The sequence below is a fragment of the Rhizobium sp. FG113 genome (assembly GCF_057809895.1).
In genome coordinates this window covers 19039-30032 of sequence record NZ_JBMDKV010000035.1, presented here as the reverse complement: position 1 = coordinate 30032, position 10994 = coordinate 19039, and the positions used below count along the sequence as shown (strand labels likewise).

10 protein-coding genes and 1 pseudogene are annotated in these 10994 nt (G+C 49.6%); all 11 read right to left on the bottom strand.

What is annotated here, in order from left to right:
* Positions 1-50 precede the first annotated feature (50 nt).
* The 11 genes and pseudogenes from ACODTZ_RS34785 to ACODTZ_RS34735 all read right to left on the bottom strand — a co-directional run bounded on the left by ACODTZ_RS34785 (position 51) and on the right by ACODTZ_RS34735 (position 10899).
* On the bottom strand, positions 51-1223 hold the full coding sequence (locus tag ACODTZ_RS34785; protein ID WP_489031727.1) for an O-antigen ligase family protein: 1173 nt from the start codon (positions 1221-1223) through the stop codon (positions 51-53).
* 183 nt (positions 1224-1406) lie between these two features.
* Positions 1407-2156, bottom strand: a pseudogene (locus ACODTZ_RS34780) (DDE-type integrase/transposase/recombinase).
* An 83-nt stretch (positions 2157-2239) separates the two neighbouring features.
* Positions 2240-3325, bottom strand: coding sequence for a dTDP-glucose 4,6-dehydratase (gene rfbB, locus ACODTZ_RS34775; RefSeq protein WP_489031725.1), 1086 nt, complete (start codon positions 3323-3325; stop codon positions 2240-2242).
* Between the two features lie 4 nt (positions 3326-3329).
* Positions 3330-4436, bottom strand: a complete 1107-nt coding sequence (gene rffA / locus ACODTZ_RS34770) for a dTDP-4-amino-4,6-dideoxygalactose transaminase (protein WP_489031730.1) — start codon at positions 4434-4436, stop codon at positions 3330-3332.
* Positions 4437-4468: 32 nt separating this feature from the next.
* Positions 4469-5353 (bottom strand): glucose-1-phosphate thymidylyltransferase RfbA, encoded by an 885-nt coding sequence (rfbA, locus tag ACODTZ_RS34765; RefSeq protein ID WP_489031723.1) that lies wholly within the window; start codon positions 5351-5353, stop codon positions 4469-4471.
* Positions 5350-6231, bottom strand: coding sequence for a methyltransferase domain-containing protein (locus tag ACODTZ_RS34760; protein ID WP_489031721.1), 882 nt, complete (start codon positions 6229-6231; stop codon positions 5350-5352). The genes rfbA and ACODTZ_RS34760 overlap by 4 nt, the downstream gene beginning before the upstream one ends.
* On the bottom strand, positions 6228-6773 hold the full coding sequence (locus tag ACODTZ_RS34755; protein WP_489031719.1) for a GtrA family protein: 546 nt from the start codon (positions 6771-6773) through the stop codon (positions 6228-6230). The genes ACODTZ_RS34760 and ACODTZ_RS34755 overlap by 4 nt, the downstream gene beginning before the upstream one ends.
* A complete protein-coding gene (locus tag ACODTZ_RS34750) occupies positions 6737-7450 on the bottom strand; it encodes a formyltransferase family protein (RefSeq protein ID WP_489031717.1) in 714 nt (237 codons plus the stop codon). Before ACODTZ_RS34750 ends, ACODTZ_RS34755 begins: the two co-directional genes overlap by 37 nt.
* Positions 7440-8363 carry a glycosyltransferase family 2 protein gene (locus ACODTZ_RS34745; RefSeq protein WP_489031715.1) on the bottom strand — a complete coding sequence of 308 codons (924 nt, stop codon included), beginning with the start codon at positions 8361-8363 and terminating at the stop codon, positions 7440-7442. The genes ACODTZ_RS34750 and ACODTZ_RS34745 overlap by 11 nt, the downstream gene beginning before the upstream one ends.
* Positions 8360-9043, bottom strand: a complete 684-nt coding sequence (locus ACODTZ_RS34740) for a WbqC family protein (protein ID WP_489031713.1) — start codon at positions 9041-9043, stop codon at positions 8360-8362. The genes ACODTZ_RS34745 and ACODTZ_RS34740 overlap by 4 nt, the downstream gene beginning before the upstream one ends.
* Positions 9043-10899, bottom strand: a complete 1857-nt coding sequence (locus ACODTZ_RS34735; protein ID WP_489031711.1) for a hypothetical protein — start codon at positions 10897-10899, stop codon at positions 9043-9045. Before ACODTZ_RS34735 ends, ACODTZ_RS34740 begins: the two co-directional genes overlap by 1 nt.
* Positions 10900-10994 lie beyond the last annotated feature (95 nt).

The following is a 10994-nucleotide window of genomic DNA, read 5'->3' as shown; positions in this document are numbered from 1 at the left end:
CCAGAACATCGCCTGATTTGCCCGATCAGCAAAAACAACTCACCGGACGCTCACGGTCTCGGCGCGCCTTTCCAACTTGCGAGGATCAAACGGAAGAACGACCAGCCGAAGGCCAAAACCATTGGGAACACACCTAGTATTCCAAGCTCATACCCGGCCTCGAGAATTACATTGTGTGGATAAATGCTGCCCGGAGCGGAACCTAGAACCCAGACAGGGTAAACACCCGCGACATCGAGAGAGTACGAACCAAATCCCCTGCCGAAAACGATGGATGCGGCGTTTTCTGTCCAGCCGGACAATGCGCGAGCGTACAGCATCCCCCTAAGCATAGGTTCCCCTGCAACATCACTGCCAAATTCGTTAGTGTTCTCCGCTCGAAGAAGTGTAGCGCTGTTTGGGAAAACAAGCACAACGAAAAGCGTTGCCATTGCAAGGAAAAGAGCAGCCCACACGGCAGCACTCTTAGATCGTGTTTTGAACACAAGCAGGATATGGCTCATGACAAACAAAAGATAAGCTCCCCGCGAGCCAGTTTGAGTGAGCACGAGCACAACAAGAACACCGAACAAATGATCGGACCATGCCGGAGCCCTCTTTCCAAGGAGAGCCCACGTTGCCACTGATCCTATCGCAACACCAAGCGAGACCAATTGATAGTAGGACCGGAAGCTGGGGCGCCCCATACGTTGGGGTATCGAAAGTATGTCACGAAATCCAACAGCATCCCATAAGTCACCATAGCTAAGATAAGCTCCAATAATGGCTGCAGTGAGCGAAATCGTGGTGACAACGAAAATCGAGCTCATCGCCCGAGGCCAATGCCCCGCGATCGCACCTAGCAAAAAGAAAGGGATAGATGAGAGTAGAAAGCCGATGAGGTATGTGAACTGGTAATGAGCATTTTGTTTCAGGGCGTAGCTTATGATCACAACGGCACAAAATGCAATCATCGACCAGAAGGGCAATTGACAGCGCTTCAAGTTTCCAGCGCACATCAACGCAATAGGCAACGTCAGGGTCAAGATCAGGAATGGCCACCAACGCCCCTCTGTGAGTGGGGACCATTTAAGGAAAAACAGGTAGTTGAAGAACACAAGAATGGTCACGCTAGCTGCCATTAACGGCCCTGCAAAAACTGACACCTTCTTGATAATATGTTCGAAGTTACCCAACTGCCTACCTTGCGGCTTCTGGCTTTCGATAATCTCAGAAATGACCATCCTCCCGATCAGCTAAAAAGACAAACCTACGTGCGCCGGCCGCCAAGGTACCGAATTTGAGGGAGAAAAATCAGCACGATTTCCACCTCAGGTGGCCACAGTAACTGATTTTGACCGGTTTCATACTGCGCCTTGATACTTTTTCTAACTCTTACCTCAGCGGCGTGTGTGACAACGCTTCACTTAAACTGCCCCCCTTTCAACCTGGATAGCCCCGGGTGTCGTTAACAACCTCGGGTCAGATTTTCTGCTGCTTTTCGAATCCGACGGCGACACCCCCTTCCCGACGAGCTTGCGTTTCGGATTGCGGAAAATCCCGATGTGATCGAACACATCTTGTCGTCGTTCATCGCATGAACGGTAAAGTTCTGCGAACTATCCATTCTCACTTCAAGAGATTGAAGAAGCTATTGGCGAACCCACTGTTAATCAACGCTAGTGAACCGCGAGTTTGCTCCTGAGTGGATCAGCACTTGTTCTTCGGCTTTCGCCTCCACACCCCTAAGAGCAAAACCTGTACACGACGGAGGTGGCTTGTCGCCACTGCGTCGCTCAGCCGATGACACGACGTGAATAGCGATCTACGACGACAGCGAGATCGGCGAAGCCCTCACGGCTCCGGAAATAGCTGATGTCCGTGACCCATGTGGTGCCCGGTTCTAGCAGCACATCTCGCCCTGTTCGGGAAGATCGTCGTGCAGCCTTTGAAAGCCATAGACTTGCCGCCCACCTCCCACGCCTCTAGGAGTAGCTCGGTCTGTCGCTTGTCCTCGTTGGCTCGCCTGTTCAACGGGTTCTTCAGCCGCCTCATCTCCTCGGCCTCGTCGTTGTCATTGGCAGTCGGCGCAGCAAACTTCCTCTTCCATTCTTACAAAGAATGCTGGCTCACCCCGAGCCGCTGCAGACCTCCGCGACCGGGTGGCCTCGTTCCATGATCTTCCGGCCTGCGTTGCGCTTAGATTCTAAGCTCAAATTAAATTTGCTCGGCGCCTACAAATCTAGGGATATTCAAACGCTTATCCTGTCCGTCCCAAACGTTGGCGTTGATAGCAAGCCTCTGCACGCTGACACCAATCGAGATTGTTGAGATACCACGTTACTGTTTTCCTTATACCGGTCTCGAATGTCTCTGCCGGTTTCCAGTTCAATTGGCGTTCGATTTTACTTGCGTCGATTGCGTAGCGGCGGTCATGACCAGGCCGGTCTTCTGTGAACGTAATTAGTTCGCGATACTCTCTAACAGGGCTCCCAGCGCGTGGAGGTGCTATCTCCTGTAGAATATCGCAAATTACGCGGACCACCTCAATATTTTGTTTCTCGTTGTTGCCGCCAATATTATACGTCTCACCGACTGTGCCTTTGGTCAGGACGGCATAAAGTGCGTGAGCATGATCTTCCACGTAGAGCCAGTCGCGAATCTGGTCGCCGTTGCCATACACAGGGAGGGATTTGCATTCCAAAGCATTGAGGATTGTCAGCGGTATTAGTTTTTCTGGAAAGTGATAGGGGCCATAATTGTTGGAGCAATTGGTAACAAGGACGGGTAGACCATAGGTCCGCATCCATGCCCGAACCAGATGATCTGAACTCGCTTTGCTCGCCGAGTATGGGCTACTAGGCGCGTATGCAGTAGTCTCATGAAATCGAACATCGCACGCATTCGGGGTTTCGGCCGGATGTGGCAAGTCGCCGAATACTTCATCGGTCGAAATGTGATGAAGGCGAAAAGCCTCCCTGCGATCAAGCGGTAGTCCTTGCCAATAGGCGCGCGCAGCCTCGAGCAGGGTGTAGGTACCAATTACGTTGGTCTCTATGAACGTTGCCGGCGCGTCGATGGAACGATCCACATGACTCTCCGCGGCAAGGTGCATTACGGCATCCGGCTGATGTTCCGTGAATACCCGTTCCAGCTGCCTCCGATCACAGACATCAACTTGCTCGAACTTATAGCGATCCGACCGCCCGGCCTCGTTGAGGTTTTCGAGATTTCCTGCATAAGTCAGCTTATCAACATTAACGACGTGATCGTCGGTGTGTTTGTTGATGTAGCGGATAACGGCTGAGCCAATGAAGCCAGCACCTCCTGTGACAAGAATTTTCATTCTTTTACCTTCCAAGCCCATTGGCCAGGATTGCGACAACCCGGTCCTGTTGCTCAAAGGTCAAGCCCAACCACAAGGGCAAGCGCACAAGGCGTTCCGACAGAGCTGTCGTCACCGACAACTCGCCGGACATTCGGGCATATCGCTTTCCCGCGGGTGACGAATGCAGGGGAACATAATGAAAGACTGACGAGATCCCGTTGCCTTTCAACTCTGCCAATACCGCTTGGCGGTCAACATGCTCAGGCAGTAATATGTAGTACATGTGAGCATTGTGCTGACAATCGTCCGGAACAATCGGGCGGCGGAGTAGTCCTTCATTCTCAAGCGGTTGAAGAGCGTCGTGATAGTACTGCCAAATCGCCAGACGGTCTTTGGTGATCCGCTCGGACTCCTCGAGCTGTGCCCACAAGAAGGCTGCTATCAGTTCACCCGGCAGAAATGAGGAACCTACTTCTTGCCAGGTATACTTATCAACTTCGCCCCGGAAGAAGCGGCTGCGGTCAGTCCCTTTCTCGCGGATGATTTCGGCCCGTAGTGCAAGCGCGGGGTCATTGACCAGCAGCGCTCCGCCCTCGCCAGAGATGACGTTTTTCGTCTCATGAAAACTGTAAGCCGCCAGATCACCGATGCTGCCGAGCGGGCGACCTTTATATGATGCCATCACACCCTGTGCCGCGTCCTCCACAACCCTAAGGTTATATTGCTTGGCAATGTGCATGATCGCGTCCATCTCGCACGAAACACCTGCATAGTGAACGGGCACAATGGCGCGCGTGCGTCGAGTAATCGCAGCTTCAATAAGCCGCTCATCGAGATTGAGTGTATCCTCACGTATATCGACAAACACCGGAACGCCCCCACGAAGGACAAAGGCATTCGCCGTCGATACAAATGTGTATGACGGCATGATGATCTCATCGCCAGGCTGGATATCGAGAAGCAGTGCAGCCATTTCCAGCGCAGCGGTACATGAGTGCGTCAACAGTGCCTTGCTACAACCGCTTGTTCGCTCGAGCCACTCATGACACTTTTTGGTGAAAGGACCGTCCCCTGCGAGCATGTTTCCGAATTTTGCTTCAGCTATATAGTAAAGCTCCTTACCGGTCATGAAAGGGCGATTGAACTCGACAATATTGCTCACTATCGTGCCTCTCTAAGTCTGTGCCATTCATCTGAGACACTGCGCAGGTATTCGCTGTATTCGCACCGCGGCATGCGTCCAATTAAGCTTTCGAACTGTTCGATGTCGAGAAAACCCCTCGTGAGTGCGGCTTCTTCCGGACAGCCAATTTTGACGCCTTGACGCCTTTCAATAGCTTCGATGTAGGAAGAAGCTTCGTGCAACGCAGTGCTCGTTCCGGCATCGAGCCAAGCAAAGCCACGGCTCAAGCGTCGAACCTGTAACTTGCCTTGGCGAAGATATTCCAAATTGACCGAGGTGATCTCGAGCTCACCGCGCGAGGACGGCTTCACCTTTGCTGCAATCCCTAATACGCTGTTATCGTAGATATAGACCCCCGGAACGGCATAGTTGCTCTTGGGGCGGGCTGGCTTCTCTTCAATCGATATCGCCTTACCGAACTTGTCGAATTCAACGACGCCATAACGCCCTGGATCCTTGACGTGATAGGCAAAAATTGTTGCCCCACTGCTGAAGCCTGATACGGCCCTGGGAAAGTCGTCTCCGCCCGAGAAAATATTGTCGCCTAGCATCAAAATTACGTTGTCGGCACCAATGAAATCTGCAGCTATTATAAATGCTTGCGCAATACCCTCAGGCCTAGATTGCTCAAGATATTGTATAGTTACGCCCCATTGAGCGCCGTCGCCGAATAGTGTTTTATATCGAGGGAGGTCCTCTGGAGTGGATATGAGACAAAAATCTCTTACGCCGGATGCCATTAGAACCGTTAGCGGATAGTAGATCATCGGTTTGTCGTATACAGCTTGAAGCTGCTTGCTTGAAACTTTTGTAAGAGGATAGAGGCGAGAACCAGCCCCGCCAGCAAGAACAATCGCTTTCATCCCAACCTACTCATCTTTCTGGCAACAACGAGCCGTGAACCACCGCAGGGCAAATCAAGACCCCACCGAATAAGCTGTTGCTCTATCCTCATTACGGCATAAAACACAGCGTTTATAATTGAAGGAAGTCGCAACTCGTCCGTGATAGCGTCGCTCGTACTCGATACTTTCTTCTTCTGTCGCGAAGCGAACATGGCCGGCAAAAGGAAACTCACAAAGGATGTGCTTCTCTCGATTTGAAAGCCGGCAGCGAGGCATTTCTCAATAAGTTCATTTCTTTTATAGCGTCGAACGTGGCAAGCCGCGTCATCAGGCGCACTCCACAGAAATGGATGCTGCGGCACACTCAACAACGCCAACCCGCCCGGTCTCAACGCTTCATGAATCTGGGATAAAACAACCTCGTCTTCAACGATATGTTCCAATACGTCGAATGCGCCGATCACGTCGAACTCATTCGAGTAGGGAATTTTCCGTGCATCCATCTGCATGAGATTCGCAGTAGGCAAGCGCTCAGCTGCAAACGGCAAACCTTCGACGAATATTTCACTGCCGTCTATTGAAACATCAGGAAAAGATCTGGAGACTCCCGAAAGAACGAAACCAGTACCGCATCCTATCTCCAGAAAAGATCTGAAATTTCTTCCAAATTTTCCGAGCGCCCATTGAATGATCTCATTGCGTGATCGAAACCAAAAACTGGCCTGTTCGACGGCCGCGAGTTCAACGAAATATTCGGCTTTGAAACCGCCTCCATTGAACGCGACTTCTGCGTCGTGCGCGAGAAATCCGTTTATAACCCCGGGCTTATAACCACAATTGCGGCACTCCCATTCCTGTGATGAAAAACGGTGGTTACATTGTCGGCAGATTTTCATGGCACTTTTTCTCCGAAATTTCCGCCACTTCCGCGAAAAACGTATAACTTCGATGCGAGAAATAGAAAAATAGCAACGACTGCAATAGCCGCGGCTTGGACCAGATTGTGATTTATGCCTAGTTTTTCAGCGAAAATAAGAATAAGTAACAAGTTAAGAACGTAGCCAAAAAACTGCACCACTAAATACCGCACCCCTGCACCCAATGATCTCCCATCATAGCGAAACGTAATATTTTTATTCGCAACAAATCCGAAAATTACCGAACAAAAATATATTATTGTAACAGCGATTTTTGGACTTACTCCTGACTGAGTAATAATTATATATATTATATATCCTGCTGAATTGGTGACCGCACCTATCAACAAGTATTTGAAAAGTGTCGGTAGGCTTTTTTTCACGGTTATGCCATCTTGCAAATCAAGCAAACGCCAAAAGTATTCTGATTGTATTTCCTCATACGCTCCTACTCGGCATTTTGCAGTGTCGCAGGCGACTCGCACTATCTGAAATTTACCGACTTCTGAAGTTGATTCCAAAAGATTTCGTCATTTACAAAGTCCACCGATAGCTGCCTGCTACCCCCGTTGAACAAACAATCTCTACCGAGGACATTTACGTGAGTGGCCTCCCTCGCAGAATTAGTGGCGCTTACCAACTGCTCCAATGTCTCTAGCAAAGCGAAGCAACCGCATCGAAAAATGACCGGCATTAGCCCCTCGACAGTGTCGCCAGCCTTCAAAGCTATTGCGCACTGCACAATAGGAGGACCCGCATCGACCTCCTCGACAACTGAATGAACGGTCACGCCGCTAAACAGTGCAGGATACCCCAAAGCGGCCCTCACAGGACCAGTTCCGATAAGCCCAGGAAAGGCAGGCAGAAGAGAGTAATGGAGATTCACGACTCGATTAGCGAATTTCCGCAACACTTTGCGTCCAATTATTTTGTGAATGGTCGTGACAATGACATCAGGCCGCAGCGCAGCTAACGTCGAGAACAAATCGGATTGCTCTTGGCGCGTGATAGTCAACACGACGTTATGTATATTGGCTTTATCTGCAAACGTATTAGCAGGGCATTGTCTATCTGTCACAACGCCAACTATGTCGACGTTTTTTAACCAATTCTGTTCTATTGCTTGATAAATAAACGCTAGGTTACCCCCACCGCCCGAACACAAAAACACAATGCGCTTCTTGATATTATCGGCCATAAATTTCACGAACTATTGTATAAGGTCTACGTTTGCTCTCGGAGAAAACCTTCGAAATATATATGCCTATAACCCCCATGCTAGACAGTATCATGCCTCCTATAAGCCAAATCGATACCATAACTGATGTCCAGCCTGCCATTGTTTTGGAGAATACAAGCCAGTTAACAACAAGGTAGAGACTATAAAGAAGAGCAAATGAAAACATGATCATGCCGGCATAAAAAATTGCCAAAAGGGGGAAAGAGCTAAAAGAGGTAACTGAGTTTACCAGCAAAGACAGTTTTTTTCCCAAGGTGTACGTGGATGTTTTTTTGCCAAATTTTCTGACAAGTACAGGCTTTTGTTTGTAGCCAGTGATTTTCCACAAACCCGCCATAAAAACTTCTCTTTCATCATGCAGCAAGAGAGCGTCAACGTATCGTCTCGTCATGAGCCGCGCTGTCACGACATTGGCATGTAAGGATAGGCCGGATAGACGGTTGATTAAAAACCAGAACAAGGAGCCACTAATTCTTTCAAATCGGCCCCCTTTGCGTGCTTCTTGAATTCCGAAAACAACGTCGGCGTCGGAATCTTTCTTCAATTCGTCCTGAAATAGAGAAAGCCATTCGGGATTTTCTTCCAGGTCACTATCAATCAAGAATATCTGCTGGCCTCGAGCGTGTGCAAGCCCCGTCATCATGGCCTTGTGATGGCCGAAGTTCCTTGAAAGATCGATGACTACAACATGTGGATCTTGCTTACTTAGTTTCACCGCGACATCGAGACTATCGTCAGGTGAACCATCATTAACAAAGACAATTTCATAGTCTTCGCTCGCAACGCGCTGAGCTTCCTTACTTGATCGCTCATAAAATTCGTGGATGAACTGAGAGGACCGATAAAGCGTAGAAACGATCGAAAGCTTCATAGAACGTTTCTCATGTATTGAGGTGATGCGTTGCCACAGTTGAACAGCAGATCGAGTATTGAGACACCTGAAACAAAATCGCCCCAAAGCTGGGGATATTCAGGGAAGTTTGCGTAATCAAACCATTGAATTTGAATGCCATTTTCTTCGAACATGCGTGCGTCAATATAGTTTCGGGCTGCGGGACCCGAAATGTATTGCTTCCCTCCGGCTTGATCACAGAGATCAACCAAACGTTCCGTTTTGCCGTCTACAAGCATGTAGTCCCACGAGTTGGATATCTTCGTTTTAATCGAAAGAAAGCTACAGACGGCTTCGATGAATTCACGATTAATTTGCGACAAGTGGGTCGTCTCTCGACCAAGGTAAAGTGGCTCGAGCCATTCAGCTACGCTCTCGAAGTGTGGAGCGCCGCGGTAGTTATGTACCAACGTTTTCCAGTGTGACGTTCGCCACCTTAAATCCGTAGTCACGTCGCGAATTCGCCTGCTTATGTTTTGCCCGACCGGAATTGTAAGCCATTGAATGCCTTGAGGTGTTTTGATTTGATTGCGGTTGCGCCAATCATTTTTTGTATACTGCATATCATCATAGAGAATAAACTCGTCAACAGCGGCTATCATGTCAAAATACCCCTTCCACGGGATATAGTTGGACTGAAGGATTGCCACCTTTTTCATCATGCTTCCTTCTTTCGCAGCGCATTGCAAGTTTTCTCTGCTTCTGTTGGAAACATTGGCTTGAAAAGCTGTTGGGTGCGGATGGTTGGATATCCGCTAGCGCCCACTACCGTTCGCCAAGCGCCCATTTGCTGATACCCTTGTGGAAAATCAGGCCCCAAACTTGGCACAAGTGTTGTTGGAATGTTGATTGGCCCGTCCGGGCTGATAAGTAGCCACGCGGCCGCAATTTCTTTACACGGAACGAGGTCCAAACCTGCCTTTGCAAATGTCAAACTACCAGAATAGCCACCTATAGTCCAGGCTTGGCCGATACTCTCAGCGCCAATCGCATATAAGATGCCAGGAGACTGTCCGGACAAATCTATGACAGGAGTGCCCGCCTGAAACCCGCTGTTTTGCGCCACCGAAACTGCATCCGCCACATAAGATGCGTAGCCTGCGGATAGGATCAGTTCGGACCGCTGTGGGCCGATTGTCGACACGGTGTTATTAAGTCTGAGAGAATGAGGCTGTCGATAAGGTTGCTCTACCCCTGTCTGCAGAAGTGCTGCTGCAACCGTCTGTGTGGCGAGCGCCAGCGGCAGAGCAAAAGCCCAACCTCTTTGCATGCTGGCCACCGGCTTTAGCAACGGCACAGCAGCAAGTAGCCAAAAAATACCGGCTGAAGCCCCGCTTTCCCAATAATTTCTGTTCGTACCGAATGCAAAGATATGGGGCATTACCAAAAACAGAAAAACAATCCCCAACTGCTGCGTAGATATACTACCGAAGAGGTGCAACCCACAGAACAACAAGCCGGTTAGTGCTGCAGCGAGCGCGATTCCAAAAATCAAGAGTCCCTGAAATGGTCCTAAACCCATTGCGCCATTTATGTAGCCAAATACTAATAAAGCAGTTGCGACAACTAAGCCTAGTGTCACTAACAGCGAAGCCAATACGAAAGTGGCTTTACCGGATAAAACGCCCAAGGTCGGCATGAGTGCCGCAGCTGCAACCAAAAGGATGGCGACTTTGTCTCGTGTGTAGAATTGGAAGGCGTCGAGACGCAAGAGTTCACTCAATGTGTGGCCGCCACCAAGATGTCGACCGAGCTCAAGTCCGAACTCTAGCCGCCGTATAAAAGCCGGTATGGATCCATCGATGAGAAGCGCGCTGAGCAGTGTAAGCACTGCAGCGACTACTACCGATAGGATCAACAGTCGAAGCGAGAATTTCCTTGAAATAACAACGTAGATGACGACGCAAACAGCGAGAGCTATTGCTGTGCTCGGCTTGGCCATAAAAGCCAACCAACCACCCACGCCTGTAATTGCCCATCCGGCAATACTTCTAAGATACAACCCTTTGTCTGCGAGAAGAACACCTATACCGGTAATCAACAGCGACTGAAGCGCTAAACTATTGTAGCTTGGCGTTATCAGCCAAGAGTTGAATACGATGAGTACACTTGTAGCTAGGCCCGCGGAGACCGTAAAAAACGCATAGGTTCTTCGCTCTACCTTGGGATCGAGGACAGTCAACAACGTGAGAACCAATGCCCACGCCAAACCGAAGGTGATAATCACATTGGCTTGCCTGAGCGCAGCGATATCTCCGCCTACCAAGAGGTTGAGCGGATGATATATGAACCCAAACTGCGTGATGGACGCACGATAGATGAATGGATTCGATATCCATACCAAATAAAAACTTTCGTCTGTGAAGTCGAAACCATAGCGGCAATACTTGAGGATCCAGCCTAGCGTAAGGATCGCCCCTATTGCAGAAAAAGTAGCCATTGCGTGCTGCGAAACAGCACTGACGCGACCGCATTTTGCTTCACTTAACACCATTGGCAACTTACCGCTACTCATTGATCGATTCAGACACTAATAGCTCACCGGTGAACGATGGTGGCCCTTTTGGTTGCAGCATTGCTGCTTAAATCACCTGCGACTAGATTCAAGAC